The sequence below is a fragment of the Lysobacter humi (ex Lee et al. 2017) genome, from assembly GCF_054781815.1.
Map to the genome: position 1 here is coordinate 664,667 of NZ_BAAGTR010000012.1, position 19,849 is coordinate 684,515.

Here is a 19,849-nt window from a genome sequence, read left to right on the forward strand (position 1 = left end):
CGCTCCAAGCGCATGCGTGTTCCCCGGAGCTTCGATGTCCCGCCCCGCCCCCATCCACGATCTTTCGCCGGCTGCCCGACAGGCGGTCATGGCCGCTCTCGCGCTCCTGCAGCAGCAACAGTTCGAGGACGCCGCGGAGCTGCATCGGCGTGTTTCGGCCGACTTCCCGTCGCATCCCGAAGTGCGCTTTCTGGAAGCGGAGCTTGCAGTGGCTGCAGGCGACACCTCGCGTGCGGTCGCGGCCATCGATGCAGCGGCGGAGGCAGCGCCCGGATCCCTACCGCTGTACCTGCGCCAGGCGGACATCCTCGCGAACGCGCGCCAGCGTCGACGCGCGATCGAAGCCGCCGAGCGCGCGTATGCACTGGCCGGCGGCAACCGGCAGGCGCTCTGGGCGATCGGCCGCATTCACTCGCGCTGCGGGGATCCGCTGACGGCGAGCACGCGTTTCCGTGAGGCCGCGAGGTCGATCGACGACCCTGCCCTGCTCTACGACCTCGGCACGTCGCTGTTCTTCTCGGGAAACGCCGATGCAGCCGAGGCCACGTTCGACGAACTCCTTGCGCGCGCGCCTCGGCGCGGGCATGCCGCGTACATCCGCGCGACCGCGCGTCGCCAGACGCCTGAACGCAATCATGTCGATGCGCTCCGGCAGGCGCTCACCCGCAACGACCTGTCCGAAGACAACCGCGCGTCCTACTTCTACGCACTGGCGAAGGAACTCGAGGACCTCGGCGAGCACGATGCATCGTTCGGGGCACTGACCGAAGGCGCGCGCCTGAAGCGCGCCACCCTGTCGCATGACCCGGCCGCGGAACGCGCGTCCATCGCGGCGATCTCGGAGACCTTCACGGCGGACGCGCTCGGCGCCATTGCACCGGGCGATGAGGGCGAGGGCGCGATCTTCATCGTCGGCATGCCGCGCACGGGAACCACCCTGCTCGAGTACCTGCTCGCGCGCCATGCGGGCGTCGCCTCGGCGGGCGAGCTGCCCGATTTCGGCCAGCTGCTGGGTACTGCGGCGGGCGAGGTCCTCGCGACTGCCCCGGAGCTCACGCCCGCGCAGGCGGCGCTGCGCATCGATTACGCGTCGCTCGGGCGCGACTACATGGACACCGCGCGACAAGCCGCGGCCGGTGCGCCGCGGTTCGTCGACAAGATGCCGATCAACTACATGTACTGCGGGATGATCGCGAAGGCATTGCCGAAGGCGAAAATCCTGCATCTCGTTCGCGACCCGATGGACACGTGCTACGCGGTCTACAAGGCGATGTTCGCGAATGCGTATCCGTTCTCCTACGACCAGGACGAACTCGCCGAGTACTACCTCGTCTACCGCTCGCTCATGCAGCACTGGCATGCGGCAATGCCCGGTACGGTCCTCGATGTGCACTACGAGGACCTGGTGGGCGATCCGGATCGCGAGCTGCAGCGCGTGATGGACTGGTGCGATCTGGATCGCGTTGCGGCGGTGGACGAGTCGGCGCTGAGCCGCGCGTCGATGACCGCGAGCGCGACGCAGGTCCGCGAGCCCGTGCATACGGGCTCGGTCGGAAAATGGTCGCTGCACGCCGAAGGGCTCGCTCCGATCCGGCGGCGCCTCGAAGCGGCAGGTATCGCGATCGGATGACCCCTTCCCCGTAGGCCTGGCGTACGGCGTCGGCCTTAGGGCTCGGCGTGGAACTCGCGCGCAGCGGCCGAGAGCGTCTTCATCATCTCGCGCTCGTCCGCCGAGAGCAGCGGGTTCCAGATATCGAAGATCAGTACGACGCGCAGCTCGTCGCTGTCATTGCGTGCTTCGTGCTCGATGGAGTCGTCGAAGATCAGTACCTCGCCGACCTTCCACTCGCGCCGCTCGAACCCGACGCGGTAGCTGCACCGCGGCGGCACCACCAGCGGCAGGTGGACGACGAGGCGTGCGTTCGTCTCGCCGTGATGCGGCGGGATGTGCGTCTTGGGGGCGAGCGCGGAGAACATGGCGTTCGGGCAGAGACCGCCGATGTCGGCCATGCCGACGGCCTCGAGCGCTGCCGTCGTCACCGGGCATTCGGCCTGCGCCTCCGCGATCGGCGAGCCGTCGCGCCAGAGGAAATAGCTGCTCCAGCGACGCGAGTGATTGAGCTCAGTCCATTGGTTCACAGGCGCACCCGCGGGATACGCGACGTAGGGCTGGAACTGTTCCGCCTGGCGGGCCAGGACGCCTTCGAGTTCGGTCCGGATCGCTGCGGTCTGCGCTTCGAGCGCCTCCACCCATGGGAAATCACGACGATCGAAGAACGGGATCGCGGGCAGGCGCGGCACGTGCAGGCGAACGCACTCGGCGTGGTACGGGCGCGACTGGCCGCTGAGGATCGACGCCGCCTCCCGCCAGCGCTCCCCTTCGAACGCCCCCAGCCCGGCGAGACGCACGCCCATGCGCTCGGCGAGGAAGGCCGAGAGCGCACGGCCGTGCTGCGTGGCGACTTCGCGTGCATGCGCGAGTTGAGCGCGCAACGGCTGCGGCCATGCCGGCTCGGGCGGCGCGGCCTTTAGCGCATTGGAGTAGGCCGCCGCCGCCGCACGGATGCGCCCACGGCGCTCGAGGCAATCGCCACGGGCAAGCAGGGCCGGCAGAAAATAGGGTTCGGCGACCAAGGCGTCTTCGATCGCCTTCAGCTCGCCCTCCCCATCACCGAGCTGGCGTCGAACGACTGCCAGCGACATCGCGATCGTCGGATCCCGGGGGGCGCCGCGCCTCGCCGCCTCGAGATGCGCGCGGGCGGCATCGAGCTCGCCCCGCCGGAACGCCTGGGCGCCGAGCCCCTGACGGGCGGACGGGTGCTCCGGCGCGATCTCGATCACGCGCATCCACAGGCGCTCGGCCTCGGTCCATTGGCCGCGCTGGACCGCGGTCGACGCGGCCTGCAGCAGGGGGGCGATATTGGTCACGTCGGATCTCGGAAACGGAAGATGGGGCGCGCGGTCAGGGATAGGGCGCCGGCGTCATGTCGAAGGCGATGGTGAGCCGCGCGACATCGTCATGGAATGGACGGGTGCCATGCCAGAGGTAGGACGGGAACAAGACCAGTCGCCCCTCGGCAGGGCGCACGATGCGGCGCGGCGGCAGGGTCAGGCCGAGCTCCGCCGGAGGCTCTCCGAAGCCGATGCAGCCGGCTTCGCCCGGCGTGGTGGCGTCCCGGACCGAGGGCGGCAACGCGACGTAGTAGGCGGAGCTGATCCAGCCCTCGGGATGGATGTGATTGGCATGCATTCCGGACGACCGGAGGCGGACGGACCAGGAGCCACCGACCGTCACGCGCCGGGTGTTGCGCGCGAGGAACGGATGCGCCGGGTCGCCGGGAAGCCCACCGAGCCAGCGCTCCACGGCACCGACCAGATGGTCGCGCGCCGCCGCCAGAACGGGATCGCGGCGCTGCAACAGCCGCCCCGCGGTCTGGGTCCCGCCGCGCACGCTCTGCTGCCGGGGTTCGCGATGCGCACGGTGGAGTGACTCAAGCTTGACGCGCAGGCCATCCCGCATGTCGGGCAAACCGATGTCTAGCACGGCGACCAGGCGCTCCCAGTCGCACAGCCACGCTTCACGCGGATCGCCGAGAAGGCGCCAGGCCGTCGCGAGGTAGGCCCAGGCTTCCTGGTTGTGGGGAGCCACCTGCGTGCATCGGGTGACCACGCTCGCGGCGCCCGGCGCATCGCCGGTGCGCAGCAGGTGACGCGCGTACGCGTTCAATAGCGTAGGCCGCGCGGCGCCCCAGCCGGCATGGAGCGAGCGGTAGAGGGGCGCCGCGTCATGGTGCCGCCCTGCGGCGTCGAGTGCGTCGGCTTCGAGGTGGACGAGTGCGGGGTCGTCGACGTTGCTGCGCAGCGCGCGTACCTCGTCGACCGCCTCCGGGGCGCGACCTGCGGCGATCAGCCAACGCGCGAGCGCCGCACGCAGCTCCCCGTTTGCGGGCTGCGCGCGCGCCGCGGCGCGGAAGCCATCGAGGGCGGCGTCGCCCGGGAGGTGCTCCCAGGCAAGGTGCGCGAGGGTGACGTGACCGGGCACGAAGGCCGGATAGCACTGCACCGTCTGCGTCGCCATCCGGAGCGCGCCCTCGACGTCCCCCGTGTCGAGAAGCGCGCCGGCCCAGGCGTCGTAGAGCTCGGCGCCGCCGTGGCCGGCCTCGTGCACCCGGCGGAACACCGCGAGGGCCTCGTCGGGCCGCCCTGCGCGACGCAGGACCGCGCCCAGATTGATCCAGGCGGTCCATTGCGCCGGATCACGTTGCACGCAGGTGCGGAACGCATGTTCCGCCGCTTCGAGACGCTCCGCTTCCCGGCAGGCGTTGCCGAGGAGATGCCAGGCGCGCGCCGCTGTGCCGTCGAGTTCCACGGCGCGTTCGAGCGCCTCGATCGCGCGCAGCGGCTGGCCCGCGCGCAGCGCCGTATGCCCGAGGTCGATCCATGCGGCGGCATCGCGCGGCGCGAGGCGCGTGCGCTGCTCGAGGCATTCCAGTGCCTTTGCGAAGTGCCCGCGCCGGCGTGCGTGCACCGCGAAGTTGGCGAGAATGCTTGGCTCGTGCGGAGCGAGCTGCCGTGCCCGCACGAAGGCGGCGTCCGCCGCGGCATGGGCACCGGTCGATGCGAGCGCGAGTGCGTGCGCATGATGCGCCTGGGCCCACGTGGGCAGGCCACGCACCAGGTCCGTCGCCAGGCGCAGGGCCGATTCGTTGGCGCCCGCGCGCAGCAGCGCGAAGATCTGCTCGACGGCGTGGACCGCGGCCGGAGGCGGCTGTGCGTCGCCCACGTGCCTGCCCCGTGCGCGCTACCTCAGCGGGTGCGGCGCGCGCGTAGCGCGATGCCGCCCTGCGTGACGAGCATGAACGTGCCGAGCGCCGCCTCGCGGACGACAACGCGGTGCCCGCTGCGGATGTCCCCGCGCGACGTGTTCTCCGTCAGGAGCCACGTCTGCCCGTTGTCGAGCGTGACGACGCGCTTGCCCTCCGCGGTCGTCGACACCCGCACGACGCCCGCCTCGATCCGGCCCGGTGCGAGCTCGCGCATCCGCGCCGGATCCTTCTCGCGCAGCTGCTCGCGATTGAGGCCGAAGTCGCGCAGGGCCTGCGCACGCTGGGCTTCCACATCCACGACCTGCCCCGCCGCGCCGGCGACCGGCGGAAATGCACGGTCGTAGCAGGCCAGACGCTCGCCGGCATCGCGGACGTCCGCGCAGGGATGGCCCGCGGCGCTGGCGAAGCCGGCGGACGACAGGGCGAGGAAGGTCAGCAGGATCTGGATACGGCTCATCGCGACGGCGGCCTCGGCGGCGCCCGGCGCACGGCGCGGACGCATGGGTTTGGCGGGATGCGTCCCTATACTAGGGCAAGCCTTGCGGGAGTGAAGCGATTTGAGCGCCACAGACTGGGAAACCGTGCATCGCGGAGGCGCGATCGCGACGTGCCCGACCGCCGCCGACGGCGGCTACGACCTCGAGGTGCGCGACGCCTGGGTCCAGTTCTTCTCGACGCTCCCGGACGGTGCCCGCGTGCTCGACGTGGGCACCGGCAACGGCGCCGTCGCGCTCATCGCACGCGAGACCGCGGCATCGCTCGGCGTGTCCTGGGAGATCCATGGCAGCGATTTGGCGACGACCGATCCGGTCCGCGTGGTGCCCGACGGCGCCCGTCGCCTCGCCGGCATCACGTTCCACCCGGGTACCGCCACCGAGCGCCTGCCCTTCGACGACGGCGCGTTCGATGCCGTGTCGGGCCAGTACGCACTCGAATACAGCGATGTGCGCCGTGCGCTCGCCGAGGTGCACCGCGTGCTCCGCGCGGGCGGCGATGCGCAGTTCGTCATCCACCACGCCGGCTCGGTCCTTGCGCGAAGCGCTCGGGTGTCCGTGCGCGAAGGAGAACTCGTCTTCAACGAGACGAAGATCTTCCGCCGCCTGCAGCGCCTGGTCGCCATGGAGCAGATCGTGCCGCAGACCACCCAGTCCGTCGCCGACGAGCTGCGCGAGGCGATCCGCACGGTCCGCGCGGCGCGCGAAGTCGCGTTGCAGGCCGGTGGCGGCCGCGTGCTCGGCGTCGCGCTCGACAGCGTCCAGAAGCTGCTGGAAGCTCGCAAGCAGGTGAATGCGCAGGCGGTGGCGCTCGACGTCGACCGCGCCGAGCGGTCCCTGCGCGAGTCGGTCGCCCGCATGCGTGACCTGCTCGACCACTCGCTCACCGAGGCGCAGATGGACACGCTGCAGCAGCAGGCCGCCGATGCCGGTTTCAGCCTGATCGAGCGCCTGCCGCTGCATCACGCGGGAACCAGCCTCGTCGGCTGGCAGCTGGTCATGCACCGCGCCTGAGCATGAACACGGAAGCCGATCGCCTGTTCGCGCAGGCGTCCCAGTTGCAGCGCCAGGGCGCGCGTGCCGCCGCGATCGACGCGTTCCGCCGCGGGCTCGAGCTGCGGCCCGCGGACGCCGAGCGCTGGTACGAGTTCGGCTACCTCCTGAAAGCCGACGGTCGCTACGACGACGCCCTCGCGGCGTACGGCGAGGCGCTCGCGCGTGGCGTGTCACGGGCCGAGGAGGTGCACGTCAACCGCGGCGTCATCTATTCGGACCACCTGCGGCGCGACGACGATGCCGCGCGTGAGCTCGACGCGGCGATCGCGCTGAATCCCGACTACCTGCCCGCCCTGCTCAACCTGGGCAACCTGCACGAGGAGCAGGGCCGGCGCGACGAGGCGCTCGCGATCTACGCGCGCGCGATCGCCGTCGGCGAAGCGGGTCGCGGCGGGCGCGATGCCGAGCTGCAGTACGAGGCGCTCGCCCGCAGCGCGCGGCTCGCACCGCCCGCGGGCGTCGACGATCCCGTCATCGCGCGCCTGCAGGCCGCGGCTGCGGCGCCCACCAGCATCCTTGTCCGCGCGAACGTGCTGTTCGCACTCGGGCAGACGTTCGAAAAGCTCGGCGCGCACGACGCGGCCTTCGATGCGTTCGCACGTGCGAACCGCTGGCTCGTCCGCGAGCACGGTCGGCGCTACGACCGGCCTCGCATGGAAGCCACGATGGCCGCGATGCGCGAGGCCTTCGCGACGCCGGCGCAGGCGGATGCGGCGCCCACTTCGCCGGAGCCGCTCTTCGTCCTCGGTATGTGGCGATCGGGCTCCACGCTGATCGAGCAGGTGCTCGGCTCGCATCCCCAGGTGACGGCGGGCGGCGAGCTCGACTTCCTGCCGCGGCTGGCCGTCGAGCGGCTCGCGCCGTTCCCGCAGTCGATGGCGTCGCCCGACCCCGTGCGGGACGCCGAGCTCGCGAAGGACTACCGCGCGCACCTGCTGCGTCTGTTCCCCGACGCCGCGGGCGATCGCTACATCACCGACAAGCGGCCCGACAATTTCATGCTGGTCGGGCTCATCAAGCGGATGTTCCCGCGCGCGAGGATCGTCCACACGATCCGCCACCCGGTCGACAACGGCCTGTCGGTCTTCATGCAGCACCTGCACCTGCAGGTGGCAGGCTATTCGGCGGATCTTGCCGACATCGGCCACTACTACGGGCAGTACCGTGCGCTGATGGCGCACTGGAAGGCGCTGTACCCCGAAGACATCCTCGACTTCGAGTACGACGCCTTCGTCGCCGACCCGCGCCCCCATCTGGCGCGATTGCTCGAGTTCCTCGGCCTACCGTGGGACGAGCGCTGCCTGTCGTTCCACGAGCTCGGCAACACGGTCAAGACGGCGAGTTACTGGCAGGTGCGCCAGCCGCTCAATACGAGCGCGTCGGGTCGCTGGAAGCGCTACGAGCGTCACCTGGCGCCGCTGGTCCGCGAGCTGCGCGCCGCGGGTATCGAGGTCGACGACACGGTGCGCGATCGCGACGTCTGAGCCGCGGCCGCCTACGCTCGCTGCGCGCTGGGCTATTAGCCTCGCATCTCCCCTAGCGGAGGCCTGTCATGCATCGCGGATCCTGCTTATGCGGTGCCGTGCGCTTCGAGATCCGCGGCGAGCTCGCGCCGCCCGACGCCTGCCATTGCTCGCAGTGCCGCAGGGCCTCGGGCCATGTCTGGGCCTCGACCGACGTCGCCGAGCACGACCTGCACGTCGAGGGCGATGACCGCCTGACCTGGTATGCCTCGTCCGAGAAGGTGCGCCGCGGATTCTGCTCGACCTGCGGCTCCGCCCTGTTCTGGAAACCCCTGGGGCAGGGCAGGATTGCGGTGGCGATGGGCGCGCTGGAGGCGCCGACCCGTACGCACCTCGCCATGCACATCTTCGTCGCCGACAAGGGCGACTACTACGCGATCGCCGACGACGCGCCACAGCGGCCCTGATCGGACGGCGACGGCGACCCGGGCGCCCACGATGAGCCCGCGTGCCGGCCCACGGGCCGAGCGCCAGCGGATGTGGACCCCAACTGCGGGCGATGCCCTGTCCGGGCATCGCGAGTTCCCCGACGCCGACGGCGCGGCTTCAAACGAAACGGCGGCCCGCAGGCCACCGTTTCGCCGAGGTGCAGCGCGGATCAGCGCAGCTGCTGCGCGATCCGCTGCTGCTCGTCATGCAGCGCCTGCGGCATGCGCGGGCCGTACTCGCGCAGGTAGTCGCCGATCGATTCGAACTCGGCGCTCCAGCCGGCACGGTCGAAGCCGAACAGCTTCTCGCGGGCTTCGTCGGAGAGCGTCACGCCGTCGAGGTCGAGATCGACCTCGCGCGGCAGCGCGCCGATCGGTGTCTCCACCGCATCGGCCCGCCCTTCGACGCGCTTGATCATCCACTCGAGCACGCGCAGGTTGTCGCCGAAGCCCGGCCACAGGAACTTGCCGCCGTCGCCCTTGCGGAACCAGTTGACGTGGAAGATCTTCGGCAGCCTGTTGGCGCCTTCGTCGAACGACAGCCAGTGCGCGAAGTAGTCGGCGAAGTTGTAGCCACAGAAGGGCTTCATCGCCATGGGATCGCGGCGCATCACGCCGACCGCGCCCGTCGCGGCGGCGGTGGTCTCCGAACCCATCGCCGCACCGACGAGCACGCCATGCGTCCAGTCGCGGGCTTCGAACACAAGCGGGACCAGCGAGGCGCGGCGGCCGCCGAAGACGATCGCGGAGATCGGCACGCCCTGCGGGTCCTCGGCCTTCTCGCTGTAGCTCGGGCACTGCTTGGCCGAGACGGTGAAGCGCGCATTCGGATGCGCGGCGGGACCGCCGTTGCAATTGTAGTCATTTCCGCGCCAGTCAAAGACGGGCTGGCCTTCGTCGAGACCCTCCCACCACGGCTGGCCGTCGGCGGTCAGTCCGACGTTGGTGAAGATGGTGTTCCTGCGGATCGTCTCGAGCGCATTCGGGTTCGATCCGGCCGACGTGCCCGGCGCGACGCCGAAGAAGCCCGCCTCCGGATTGATCGCGTACAGGCGGCCGTCCGGGCCCGGGCGCATCCAGCAGATGTCGTCACCGATCGTCCAGACCTTCCAGCCCTTCTCGCGGTAACCCTCGGGCGGGATCAGCATGGCGAGGTTGGTCTTGCCGCAGGCCGACGGGAACGCGGCGGCGATGTAGTGCGTCTCGCCCTGCGGATTCTCGATGCCGAGGATCAGCATGTGCTCGGCGAGCCAGCCCTCGGTGCGCGCCTGGTGCGAGGCGATGCGCAGCGCATGGCACTTCTTGCCGAGCAGCGCGTTGCCGCCGTAGCCCGAGCCGTACGACTTGATCGTCAGCTCTTCGGGGAAATGCATGATGAAGCGGCGGTTCGGGTCGAGTTCGCCCGTCGAGTGCAGGCCGCGGACGAAGGTGCCCTCGCGCTCGATGCGCGCCAGCGCCGGCGCGCCCATGCGCGTCATCATGCGCATGTTGGCGACGACGTACGGGCTGTCGGTGATCTCCACGCCGCAACGCGAGATCGGCGAGTCGATCGGCCCCATGCAGTAGGGGATGACGTACATCGTCCGCCCTTCCATGCAGCCGTCGAACAGCGCGTCCATCTGCGCATGGCCGTCGGCCGGCGCCATCCAGTGGTTGTTCGGGCCGGCGTCGTCCTGGCTGGACGTGCAGACGAAGGTCAGGTGCTCGACGCGCGCGACATCGTCCGGATGCGAGCGGTGCAGCCAGCTGCCCGGGTTCGTCTGCTCGTTGAGGCGGATCAGCGTGCCGTCGGCCTCCATCTGCGCGATGAGCGCGGCGTTCTCGGCATCCGAGCCGTCGCACCAGTGGATCGCGTCCGGGCGCGTGAGCGCGGCGACGCCGGCGACCCACTGCGCGAGGCTCTGGAGGGAGGTCCCTGTCGCGGCTCCCGGTTTCGGCGGGTGGGCGACATCCTGTACGAGGGCGTTCATCGTGGACCTCCGGTCGGTACTTGAGAAAGGAGCAGCCGATCCCTCAGGGAATCAGCGTGGCCATCATGTGTTCCACATAGGCCTCGAATTCGTCGTGCTGCAGGCGGGTCTGGTTGAGCTGCAGGTTGAGCTGCAGGAAACCCACGTAGGCGGCATACGCCAGGCGCGCGCGGTGCAGCGCGTCGGTCGGTGCCAGCCCGGCCTGCCGGAAGGACGCGGCGAGCCATTCCAGGCGCCGCTGGGAGACGCGCCCGATGACCGGGGCGACGATCGGATGATCGAGCGCCTTGAGCAGCGCCGAATAGATGATGTGCGAGGTGACCTCGTGCGCGACGAGGTTGAACAGCTCGCGCAGGCGCTGGCGCGGGTCGGCGATCTCCTCGAGCTGGCCGAAGATCGCCTCCTGCTCGGTCTTTTCCCAGCGCTCCAGCGCGGCGACCAGCAGCGACTCCCGCGACGGAAAGTGCCAGTAGAACGACCCCTTGGTGACGCCTAGGCGCCGTGCAAGCGGCTCGACCGCCACCGCCGCCACGCCCTGCTCCGCGATCAGGTCCAGCGCCGCCTGCGCCCAGTCGTCGGCGCTGAGGCGCCCGGTTCGGTCGGACTTCGCGGGCGTGTCGGTCGTCATGTGATCAGTTTAACCGTACGGGGGCGGCCGGGACAGTATGTATTCAGGAATTCGCGCTTCCGGCCGCTTTCCATCGATTGACAGGGGCCGATCGACGTTACCATACTCGCCCGTATGTCAGGCGTTTCATGCTGCCGTTTGAATCGCCCGGCTGACACGACCCCGAGACCGTATGACCTGCGCGGACGCACCGTCCGCTGGAGCGCTCCATGAGCATCGCCGCACCGTTCCTCGTCCTGCTGATCCTCGGCGGCGTGGCCGCCTACCACCGCCTGCGCCTCGCGCCGTGGGTGGCGCTCTCGGCCGCCGGCCTCGTCGCCTGCTGGCTGTTGGGGGCCGATCGCACCGCGACGACCGTCGCAGCGGTCGCCCTCGGCGTCGTGGCCATCCCGCTGCTGATCCCGCCACTGCGGCAGGCGCTGTTCACCGGTCCGCTCTTCGGCTTCTACAAGAAGATCCTGCCGCCCCTCTCGGAGACCGAGCGCGTCGCGCTCGAAGCCGGCACGGTGGGCTGGGAAGGCCAGCTGTTCTCGGGCAAGCCCGACTGGAACGTGCTGCTCTCGCAGCCCAAGCCGACGCTCCGCGAGGACGAGCAGGCCTTCCTGGACGGCCCGGTCGAGGAGCTCTGCCGGATGGTCAACGACTGGGAGATCACCCACGTCCATGCCGACCTGCAGCCCGAGCTCTGGGACTACATCAAGAAGAACAAGTTCTTCGGGATGATCGTGCCGAAGGAGTACGGCGGCCTCGGCTTCACCGCGCTCGGCAACCACAAGGTGATCGAGAAGCTGGCGTCGATCTCCTCGGTGGTGAGCTCGACGGTGGGCGTGCCCAACTCGCTGGGCCCGGCCGAGCTGCTGATGCACTACGGCACGCAGGAGCAGAAGGACTATTACCTGCCGCGCTTGGCCGACGGCCGCGAGGTCCCCTGCTTCGGACTCACCGGCCCGTGGGCGGGCTCGGACGCGACGTCCATCCCCGACTTCGGCATCGTCACGATGGGCGACTGGAACGGCGCGCGCGTGGTCGGCGTCAAGCTCACCTTCGACAAGCGCTACATCACGCTCGCGCCGGTGGCGACGCTGATCGGCCTCGCCTTCCGCATGTACGACCCGGACAGGCTCTTGGGCGAGAAGGAGGACATCGGCATCACGCTCGCGCTGCTGCCGCGCGACACGCCGGGCGTCGACATCGGCCGCCGCGCGATGCCGCTCAACTCGACGTTCCAGAACGGGCCGATCAAGGGCCGCGAGGTCTTCATCCCGCTCAGCCAGCTCATCGGCGGCGAGGCCTATGCGGGCAAGGGCTGGCAGATGCTGGTGGAATGCCTGTCGATCGGCCGCTCGATCACCCTGCCCTCCACCGCCTCGGGCGGCTCTCGCATCGGCGCGCTGGTGACGGGCGCCTACTCGCGCATCCGCAAGCAGTTCGGCCTGTCGGTCGGCCGCTTCGAGGGCGTGGAGGAAGCGCTCGCCCGCATCGGCGGCAATGCCTACACGATCACCGCGCTCGCCGAGGCCTCGGCCGCGGCGGTGGCGCGCGGCGAGCTGCCGGCGGTGCCGTCGACGATCTCCAAGTACCACTGCACCGAGATGGGCCGCGAGCTCATCCAGGACGCCATGGACATCCACGGCGGCAAGGGCATCATCCTCGGCCCGCGCAACTACCTCGGCCGTGCATGGCAGGCCTCGCCGATCTCGATCACCGTCGAAGGCGCGAACATCATGACGCGCTCGCTGATGATCTTCGGCCAGGGCGCGATCCTCTGCCATCCGTGGGTGCTCGCGGAGATGAAGGCTGCGAACAACCCCGACCGCGCGGCTGGTCTGCGCCAGTTCGATGGCGCGCTGTTCGGCCACATCGGCTTCGCGATCTCGAATGCGTTCCGCTCGTTCTGGTACGGCCTGACCGGTGCGACGATCGGCAGCGCGCCGGGCGATGCCTACACCAAGCGTTACTACCGCAAGCTCAATCGCTACTCGGCGGTGCTGGCGCTGCTGGCGGACACGTCGATGCTGCTGCTCGGCGGCAAGCTCAAGTTCAAGGAGTCGCTGTCGGGACGCCTGGGCGACGTGCTGAGCCAGCTCTACATCGCCAGCGCGATGCTCAAGCGCTACGAGGACCAGGGCCGCCCGGTGGCCGACCAGCCGCTGCTCGCGTGGTCTTTCCACAATGCGATGCACAAGCTCGAGCTTGCACTGTCGGCCGCGCTTCGCAACTTCCCGGTGCGCCCGGTGGGCTGGCTGCTGTGGGCGTTGGTGTTCCCGCTCGGCCGTCGCGCGGTCGCCCCGAGCGATCGCCTGAGCCACAAGGTCGCGTCGATCCTGATGACGCCGAACGAGGCCCGCGACCGCCTCGGCCACGGTGCCTTCCTCGCGCCGACCGAGAACCACCCCGCGGGCCGCATCAACAGCTACCTCGCCGCCGTCATCGCCGCCGAGCCGGTGGAGCGCAAGTTCCAGAAGGCGATCAAGGCCGCCGAGTTCGGCACGCTCGACTACGCGGGCCAGCTGTCGCTCGCGGTCGAGCGCGGCCTGATCACCGCCGACGAGCGTCGCCAGCTGGAGGAGCTGCGCCGCATCACGATCGACACGATCGCCGTCGACGACTTCGATCCCGAGGAGCTGCGCTCGGCGGGCTACGCGAAGCTCGTCGAGAGCCCGGCGCCGCGCGCCGCGGCCTGATCGCCACCTCGTCACCACGCGACGGCGGGCTCCGGCCCGCCGTCGTCGTATCCGGAGACCGGACATGCACCTGCTCGACCTGCACGCGCGCCTGACGCGCCTGCCCCTCGGCCGCGCGCTGTTCTCGCGCGCCATCTGCTGGAAGGCGCCCTACTTCGCGAGCATCGCACCGCGCATCGATGCACTCGCACCGGGGCACTGTGTCGTCTCGTTCGCGCACCGGCGTCGCGTGACGAATCACATCGGCACCGTGCATGCGATCGCGCTGTGCAATGCGGCCGAGCTGGCGGCGGGCCTTGCGACCGAGGCCAGCGTGCCGGCGTCGATGCGATGGATCCCCAAGGGCATGCAGGTGGTCTACCTGCACAAGGCGGTGGGCCGAATGACGGCGACCGCACGCGTCGCCGCCGCGCTCGATGCCGGTGACGCGCGCGAAGTGCCGGTCGAGGTCGAGATCAGCGACCCCCGGGGCACGCCGGTGTTCCGTGCGACGGTCGCGATGTGGATCTCGCCGCGCCCTGCCCGGTGATGCCTAGCGCGCAGCGCGCAGCGTGAGCTGCGAGATCTCCGGCGGCACGCCGATGCGCACCGGCAGGATGCTCGTGCCGATGCCGGGCGAGACGAACAGGTTCCGCCCGCCGTCGACATAGTGGCCGACGACGTAGCGCCCCTCCTCGCCCTTGCCCCACATCGCCGGCTGGCCGACGCCCGGCAGCGAGATCTGCCCGCCATGCGTATGGCCCGCGAGCATGAGCACGCCGCGCGGCGGCAGGCGTGGGAACAGCGCGGGGTTGTGGGTGATCGCGATCGCGGGGTCGCCGCCCGTCACCGTCGAGAAGGCCTTGCCGACGTCGTGCGGCGTCTCCCAGAGGTCACCGATGCCCACGATCCACAGCGGGCAGCCACCGAGGCGCACGTGGCGTGCCTCGTCCTCGAGCATCACCACGCCCGCCGCCTCGAACGTGCGACGGATGTGCGCGCCGTTTTTCCACCAGTCGTGGTTGCCGAGCACCGCGTACACCGGCTTGCGCGCGGTCAGCCGCCGCAGGCGCTCGGCGATCGGCTCCGGCCCGACGTAGGTGCCGAGAAGCACGCTCAGGATCACGTAGTCGCCGGTCATCACCACCGCCTCGGCATCGCTGGCGACCAGGCGGTCGACGATGCGATCGAGGTTGCGGAGCCCGTTGTGCGGCGAGCCGGTGTGGACGTCCGTGATGTGGTCGATGCGCAGGCCGTCGCAGGCGGCCGGCCAGCGCGGCAGCGCGATCTCGTGCGGACGCTCGACGAGCCGCGTGGGCTCCCACGCGAGCCCGTACACCGCGAGCGCGCAACCGGCCCCGATCCACAGCATGAGCGTGCGTCGCAGCCAGGGCCGGCGTCGCAGGACGTCGACGAAGCGCCTCATGCGTTGCGCATTCGCTCGCCACCGGACCGCGACAGGCGCCAGCCGATACCGGCCGCGAGGGCCGCGACCCCGGCACCCAGCGCCGCGAACCCGGCGACGCCGACGCCCGCCGCGCGTCCTGCATTCATCAGCACTGCGACCACCAGATCACCGAAGCGCCAGACGGCCGTGTCGACCGCGTTCTGGCCCTTGTAGCGCTCGTTGCGCGCGACCTGCGTGAACAGCGCATGGCGCGCGGGCTCGGCCATGCCGTAGGCGAGCGCGCGGCTCACGATCGTCGCGATCGCGACCGCCGGCATCCCGGCGAGCACCGCGGCATACGGATCAGCGGCGACCACCACGACCCCGAGCGCCAGCATCGCGATCGAGGCCCAGACGATCAGGATGCGGCCGGGACCGAGCAGCGGCAGCAGCCACCAGGTGATCAGCGCCTGCAGGCCGATGATGATGCCATTGGTGTAGAGGTCGACCGTCGCGAAGAAGGCGGTGCGCGCGGCCTCGTCGGCGAAGGTCGCACGCGCATAGTCGGCGAGCAGCGCGTAGTTCACGCCGCCGATGCCGTCGGACAGGATGAGCAGGATCGCCATGTAGCGCATGAAGGGCGTGGCGATGATCTGCTTGAGGCCGTCGAACATCCCGCCGCCGAGGGGCGCATCGTCGAGCCCGGCCATCCGCGTATGGTCGCGCGCCCATCGCCCGATCAGTACCGACAGCAGCGTCGCGGCGGCAAGCAGCCCGGCCGACACGAGCAGCAGCGAGGCGACCCCGATCACCTCGACGAGCGAGCGCGTCAGCACCGGCCCGACGAGCGAGCCGAGCGTGCCGGCGAGCGCGATGATCGGAAAGAGCCGGCGCGCCTGCACGGGTGTCCAGACGTCGGACATGAATATCCAGAACACCGAGACGACGAACAGGTTGAAGACGCTCACCCAGACGAAGAACACGATGCCGAGCGTGCGCGCACCGAGCAGCGCGGTGTCGAGGAACAGCGGGACGAAGCCGAGCAGGCAGGCGACGAACACGCCGTAGACCACCGGCACCATCACGCGGCGCGGCCAGCGCGAGACCAGGCCGGCGAACAGGGGCGTGAGCGCGAGCGTGGCGATGAACGTGGCCGCGTAGAACCACGGCAGCTGGGTGGAACCGACGGCGCCGACGAGCTGTTCGCGCAGCGGACGGATCACGTAGTAGGCCGTCAGCACGCAGAAGAAGTAGGCGAGCGACACGGCGAGGGCCGGCCATTCGCCATGTCGCACACGCCCGCCGTCGGATGGGTTCACGGAGGTCGACCGCCGGGGAAAGCGCGCACCCTACTCCGCGCGGCGGCGTGCCGCCACCTCCCGTATGCTCGCCGCAGGAGGGGTGCATGTACGACTACATCATCATCGGCGGCGGCTCGGCCGGCTGCGTGCTCGCCAACCGCCTCTCGGCCGACCCCGACGTACGCGTGCTGCTGCTCGAGGCCGGTCCCGCCGACCGCAGCCCGTACATCCACATGCCCGCGGGCCTCGCCAAGCTCGCGACGCGGCGCGACATCAACTGGAACTACGCGACCGAGCCCGAACCGCAGCTGGGCGACCGTCGCCTGTGGTGGCCGCGCGGCCGCGTGCTCGGCGGCTCCAGCTCCATCAATGCGATGTGCTACGTGCGGGGAAACCCCGCCGACTACGACGAATGGGCCGCCGACGGCGCCGACGGCTGGAACTGGGCCTCGGTGCGCCCGGCCTTCCTGCGCGCGGAGTGCAATACGCGCGGCCCCGGCGAATGGCATGGCGACGCCGGCCCGCTGCACGTCGCCGACCTGCGCCACGTCAATCCGCTCTCGCGCATGTTCATCGAGGCCGGCGTCCAGGCGGGCTATCCGCGCAACGAGGATTTCAACGGCGCCACGCAGGAGGGACTGGGGCTGTACCAGGTCACGCAGAAGGACGGCGCGCGCTGCTCGAGCGCGGTGGCCTACCTGCATCCGGTCCGGCAGCGGCGCAACCTCGTCGTGGAGACGGCGGCGCATGCCACGGGCATCACCTTCGACGGCCGCCGCGCGAGCGGTGTCACCTACGTGCAGCGCGGCCGCGCGCACCACGTGCGCGCCGGGCGCGAGGTCCTGCTGTGCGGCGGCAGCCTCAACTCGCCGCACCTGCTGATGCTCTCGGGCATCGGCCCCGCCGGCATGCTGCGCCGCCACGGGATCCGCGTGCTGCACGACGCGCCCGGTGTCGGTGCCAACCTGCAGGACCATCTCGACATCTGCACCCTGCATGCCGCCACGCGCCGCATCACCTACGACCGCGCGAGCGACCTCGCCATCGCCTTCGACTACTACCTGCGCGGGCGGCGCGGCATCGGCACGAGCAACATCGCCGAGGCCGGCGGTTTCGTCCGCTCGCCGCTTGCGCCCGACGACCGCCCCGACATCCAGCTGCACTTCGTCCCGGCGCAGCTCGACGACCACGGGCGGCGACGCCTGCCCGGCGACGGCTACACGATCCACGCCTGCCACCTGCGACCGCGCAGCCGCGGGCGCATCGAGCTCGCGAGCGCGAGCGCCGGCGACGCGCCGAGGATCTTCGCGAACTATCTGTCCGACGACGGCGGCTTCGACCTGAGGATGATGCTGGAGTGCGCGCGCCTGTCGCGGGCGCTGCTCCGCCAGCCCGCGTTTGACGGCATCCGGGCCGGCCCCGTCATACCGGCGCGTGACGACCTCGACGACGCGCAGCTCGTCGACTTCATCCGCGCGAAGGCCGAGTCGGTCTACCACCCCGTCGGCACCTGCCGGATGGGGCGCGACGACCGCAGCGTCGTGGATCCGGAGTTGCGGGTGCGCGGGGTCGAGGGCCTGCGTGTGGTGGACGCCTCGGTGATGCCCCGCATCGTCGGCGGCAATACCAATGCACCCACGCTGATGATCGCCGAGCGCGCGGCCGAGCTCATCCGCATGGCCGCCTTTACGGAATCCTCACGAATCGCGAACAGCATTCACGCCTGAATTGCCGTTCAGCGCCGTGCCCTGTCGCCCGCAACTGTGGACGCGCGTGTGAAAGCGGCCGGCGTGACATCACTAAACCCAACAGAAACAGAAACGTGAACGCTGTTTCTGTAGCGGGACGTGAGCACGGCGTTATGATCGATCCTCGTGAATGTCCTGTGGAAAGCCCCGCCCATGACTGACGCCGCTCCCCGCTCCGTCGCCCGTCGCACCTGGTCCGTCGGTGCGCTCGCGTTCCTGCTGCCGATGGCACTGGGTTCGGGTGCCGGCGCGCAGACGTCGTGGTCCGCGGGCAATGCCGCGGCGACGCGCCCGGCGATGCCGGCGGTGGTGCGCAATCCGCTGCCCATCGCGCCCGAGTTCAACGTCGCGCAGATGGAGAGCCTGGCGCAGACACTCGTCGCCGGCCAGAAGGTGCCGGGCCTGGCGATGGCGATCGTGCACAAGGGTCGTGTCGTCAGTGCACGCGGCTACGGGATTACCGATGTCGCCGCCGCCGAGCCGGTCGACGCGCACACCGTGTTCCGCCTCGCCTCGCTGTCGAAGGGCTTCGCAGGCACCCTCGCCGGCCTGCTCGTGCAGGACGGCTCGCTGCGCTGGGACGGCAAGGTCTCGCAGTACGTGCCCGACTTCCGCCTGAGCGATCCGAACGCCTCGCAGATGGTCACCGTCGCCGACGTGCTGAGCCATCGCGTGGGCCTGGGCCGCAATGCCTTCGACCGTGACCTCGAGGCCTACGTCGATTACCCGACGCTCACCCGCCGCCTCGCGAACGCGCCGCTCAAGTGCGCGCCGAGCACCTGCTACGCCTACCAGAACGTGGCCTTCAGCCTGATCGGCGACGTCGTCTTCGCTTCGACCGGCAAGTTCTACGGCCAGGAAGTGCAGCGCCGCATCCTCAAGCCGCTCGGCATGAACGACGCGAGCGTCGGCCTGGAGGGCATCCTCGCGAGCCCGCGCTGGGCGCGTCCGCACGTGCATGCGCGCGGCGGCTGGGTGTCGGTGCAGCCGAAGTCGACCTACTACCAGGTGCTGCCGGCCGCAGGCGTCAACGCGAGCGCGAGTGACATGGCGCAGTGGCTGCTCGCACACACGGGCTATCGCCCCGACGTGCTGCCGGCCCCGCTGCTCGCCACGCTCCACCAGCCACTGGTGGACACCCCCGGCGAGACGCGTGCGTCGGCCTGGCGCCGCGAGCGCCTGAACTCGGCCGGCTACGGTATCGGCTGGCGCGTCTACGACTACTCCGGCAACAAGCTGGTCTTCCACGGCGGCGCGGTGCAGGGCTACCGCGGCGCGGTGGCGATCCTCCCCGACCGCGACTTCGCCGTGGCGCTGATGTGGAACAGCGAGAGCTCGCTCCCGAGCGCGCTGGTGCCGACGATCCTCGACCGCGCGCTGGGCATCCCGGGCAGCCGCTGGATGCGCGACGACTTCGACGAGCCGACGCTCTACGTGCAGCAGGAGGCCGACGGCGCGCCGGGCACGACCGCGACCAAGTCCACCGCCGCGCCGCACTGAGGTTACTGGCGGGTCGGAAAACGGCCGGCCGATGCCGGCCGTTTTTGTTTCTGCGCGAAGGCGGGCGCCCGGGTCGTCGGACGCATCGGTGCTTCAGCTGCCGTGATGTGAGGAGTCCGGGCCGAGCCGTCGCTCCGAGGACTCTGGCACATCCCTCTACGTGCGGGGCGCTCGCCTCCGCTTGGCCGGAGCGTCGCGATCACGGTCCAACGGGTGCGTGATCGGCGCGGATGCTCGGCAGCCGTTCTACGGTAATCGGTGACTACTGGTCGGTGGTCGGTGGTCGCGACGATCGCCTACAGCCGCGGCACGCGACGTGATCCGC

Annotated in this window: 15 protein-coding genes; 8 read left to right on the top strand and 7 right to left on the bottom strand. The window is 70.4% G+C overall.

Translation table 11 applies throughout. The annotated features are described in order from the left end of the window. The first annotated feature begins 34 nt into the window (after nucleotides 1-34). Nucleotides 35-1,630: a tetratricopeptide repeat-containing sulfotransferase family protein gene (locus tag ACYVJJ_RS14145; RefSeq protein ID WP_460834508.1), complete on the top strand. Its 1,596-nt coding sequence runs from the start codon at nucleotides 35-37 to the stop codon at nucleotides 1,628-1,630. A 35-nt stretch (nucleotides 1,631-1,665) separates the two neighbouring features. On the opposite strand, the gene ACYVJJ_RS14150 is transcribed toward ACYVJJ_RS14145, so the two are convergent. Genes ACYVJJ_RS14150 through ACYVJJ_RS14160 form a run of 3 tightly spaced genes read right to left on the bottom strand, consistent with a single transcriptional unit; the run spans nucleotide 1,666 to nucleotide 5,328 of the window. Further along, nucleotides 1,666-2,928: an aspartyl/asparaginyl beta-hydroxylase domain-containing protein gene (locus ACYVJJ_RS14150; protein WP_460834510.1), complete on the bottom strand. Its 1,263-nt coding sequence runs from the start codon at nucleotides 2,926-2,928 to the stop codon at nucleotides 1,666-1,668. Between the two features lie 34 nt (nucleotides 2,929-2,962). Further along, nucleotides 2,963-4,783 carry a putative 2OG-Fe(II) oxygenase gene (locus ACYVJJ_RS14155; protein ID WP_460834512.1) on the bottom strand — a complete coding sequence of 607 codons (1,821 nt, stop codon included), beginning with the start codon at nucleotides 4,781-4,783 and terminating at the stop codon, nucleotides 2,963-2,965. Between the two features lie 23 nt (nucleotides 4,784-4,806). After that, nucleotides 4,807-5,328: a hypothetical protein gene (locus ACYVJJ_RS14160; RefSeq protein ID WP_460834513.1), complete on the bottom strand. Its 522-nt coding sequence runs from the start codon at nucleotides 5,326-5,328 to the stop codon at nucleotides 4,807-4,809. Nucleotides 5,329-5,383: 55 nt separating this feature from the next. Between ACYVJJ_RS14160 and ACYVJJ_RS14165 the strand changes: the two genes are divergently transcribed. The 3 genes from ACYVJJ_RS14165 (at nucleotide 5,384) to ACYVJJ_RS14175 (ending at nucleotide 8,306) form a co-directional block, all read left to right on the top strand. Further along, nucleotides 5,384-6,334, top strand: a complete 951-nt coding sequence (locus ACYVJJ_RS14165) for a class I SAM-dependent methyltransferase (RefSeq protein ID WP_460834515.1) — start codon at nucleotides 5,384-5,386, stop codon at nucleotides 6,332-6,334. A gap of 2 nt (nucleotides 6,335-6,336) precedes the next feature. Then, the gene (locus ACYVJJ_RS14170; RefSeq protein WP_460834517.1) at nucleotides 6,337-7,860 is read left to right on the top strand and encodes a sulfotransferase family protein; all 1,524 of its coding nucleotides are present in this window, start codon (nucleotides 6,337-6,339) and stop codon (nucleotides 7,858-7,860) included. Between the two features lie 68 nt (nucleotides 7,861-7,928). After that, nucleotides 7,929-8,306 carry a GFA family protein gene (locus tag ACYVJJ_RS14175; protein ID WP_460834519.1) on the top strand — a complete coding sequence of 126 codons (378 nt, stop codon included), beginning with the start codon at nucleotides 7,929-7,931 and terminating at the stop codon, nucleotides 8,304-8,306. Nucleotides 8,307-8,497: 191 nt separating this feature from the next. On the opposite strand, the gene ACYVJJ_RS14180 is transcribed toward ACYVJJ_RS14175, so the two are convergent. Both ACYVJJ_RS14180 and ACYVJJ_RS14185 read right to left on the bottom strand, forming a co-directional pair. After that, nucleotides 8,498-10,297, bottom strand: coding sequence for a phosphoenolpyruvate carboxykinase (GTP) (locus tag ACYVJJ_RS14180; protein ID WP_460834520.1), 1,800 nt, complete (start codon nucleotides 10,295-10,297; stop codon nucleotides 8,498-8,500). A gap of 43 nt (nucleotides 10,298-10,340) precedes the next feature. Further along, on the bottom strand, nucleotides 10,341-10,925 hold the full coding sequence (locus ACYVJJ_RS14185) for a TetR/AcrR family transcriptional regulator (protein ID WP_460834522.1): 585 nt from the start codon (nucleotides 10,923-10,925) through the stop codon (nucleotides 10,341-10,343). A gap of 209 nt (nucleotides 10,926-11,134) precedes the next feature. On the opposite strand from ACYVJJ_RS14185, the gene ACYVJJ_RS14190 reads away from it, so the two are divergent. Next, complete coding sequence (locus tag ACYVJJ_RS14190) at nucleotides 11,135-13,609, top strand: acyl-CoA dehydrogenase (RefSeq protein ID WP_460834524.1); 2,475 nt, start codon at nucleotides 11,135-11,137, stop codon at nucleotides 13,607-13,609. A gap of 64 nt (nucleotides 13,610-13,673) precedes the next feature. Then, complete coding sequence (locus tag ACYVJJ_RS14195; RefSeq protein WP_460834525.1) at nucleotides 13,674-14,138, top strand: hotdog fold domain-containing protein; 465 nt, start codon at nucleotides 13,674-13,676, stop codon at nucleotides 14,136-14,138. A gap of 3 nt (nucleotides 14,139-14,141) precedes the next feature. Here the strand turns inward: ACYVJJ_RS14195 and ACYVJJ_RS14200 are convergent, their stop codons facing one another. Together ACYVJJ_RS14200 and ACYVJJ_RS14205 are read right to left on the bottom strand one after the other, a co-directional pair. Continuing rightward, nucleotides 14,142-15,014, bottom strand: a complete 873-nt coding sequence (locus ACYVJJ_RS14200; RefSeq protein WP_460834527.1) for a metallophosphoesterase — start codon at nucleotides 15,012-15,014, stop codon at nucleotides 14,142-14,144. Beyond that, nucleotides 15,011-16,294: an NTP/NDP exchange transporter gene (locus ACYVJJ_RS14205; RefSeq protein WP_460834529.1), complete on the bottom strand. Its 1,284-nt coding sequence runs from the start codon at nucleotides 16,292-16,294 to the stop codon at nucleotides 15,011-15,013. The genes ACYVJJ_RS14200 and ACYVJJ_RS14205 overlap by 4 nt, the downstream gene beginning before the upstream one ends. 86 nt (nucleotides 16,295-16,380) lie before the next feature. Between ACYVJJ_RS14205 and ACYVJJ_RS14210 the strand changes: the two genes are divergently transcribed. Beyond that, entirely contained in the window at nucleotides 16,381-18,003 is a 1,623-nt protein-coding gene (locus tag ACYVJJ_RS14210; RefSeq protein ID WP_460834530.1) for a GMC family oxidoreductase, read from the top strand. Nucleotides 18,004-18,177: 174 nt separating this feature from the next. Then, a complete protein-coding gene (locus ACYVJJ_RS14215; RefSeq protein ID WP_460834532.1) occupies nucleotides 18,178-19,524 on the top strand; it encodes a serine hydrolase domain-containing protein in 1,347 nt (448 codons plus the stop codon). The last annotated feature ends 325 nt before the right edge of the window (nucleotides 19,525-19,849 follow it).

What these genes read in the sequence shown, in the direction of transcription:
- ACYVJJ_RS14145 (WP_460834508.1), top strand. Translation starts at nt 35, where the DNA reads ATGTCCCGCCCCGCCCCCATCCACGATCTTTCGCCGGCTGCCCGACAG.
- ACYVJJ_RS14160 (WP_460834513.1), bottom strand. Translation starts at nt 5,328, where the DNA reads ATGCGTCCGCGCCGTGCGCCGGGCGCCGCCGAGGCCGCCGTCGCGATG.
- ACYVJJ_RS14170 (WP_460834517.1), top strand. Translation starts at nt 6,337, where the DNA reads ATGAACACGGAAGCCGATCGCCTGTTCGCGCAGGCGTCCCAGTTGCAG.
- ACYVJJ_RS14175 (WP_460834519.1), top strand. Translation starts at nt 7,929, where the DNA reads ATGCATCGCGGATCCTGCTTATGCGGTGCCGTGCGCTTCGAGATCCGC.
- ACYVJJ_RS14180 (WP_460834520.1), bottom strand. Translation starts at nt 10,297, where the DNA reads ATGAACGCCCTCGTACAGGATGTCGCCCACCCGCCGAAACCGGGAGCC.
- ACYVJJ_RS14185 (WP_460834522.1), bottom strand. Translation starts at nt 10,925, where the DNA reads ATGACGACCGACACGCCCGCGAAGTCCGACCGAACCGGGCGCCTCAGC.
- ACYVJJ_RS14190 (WP_460834524.1), top strand. Translation starts at nt 11,135, where the DNA reads ATGAGCATCGCCGCACCGTTCCTCGTCCTGCTGATCCTCGGCGGCGTG.
- ACYVJJ_RS14195 (WP_460834525.1), top strand. Translation starts at nt 13,674, where the DNA reads ATGCACCTGCTCGACCTGCACGCGCGCCTGACGCGCCTGCCCCTCGGC.
- ACYVJJ_RS14200 (WP_460834527.1), bottom strand. Translation starts at nt 15,014, where the DNA reads ATGAGGCGCTTCGTCGACGTCCTGCGACGCCGGCCCTGGCTGCGACGC.
- ACYVJJ_RS14210 (WP_460834530.1), top strand. Translation starts at nt 16,381, where the DNA reads ATGTACGACTACATCATCATCGGCGGCGGCTCGGCCGGCTGCGTGCTC.
- ACYVJJ_RS14215 (WP_460834532.1), top strand. Translation starts at nt 18,178, where the DNA reads ATGACTGACGCCGCTCCCCGCTCCGTCGCCCGTCGCACCTGGTCCGTC.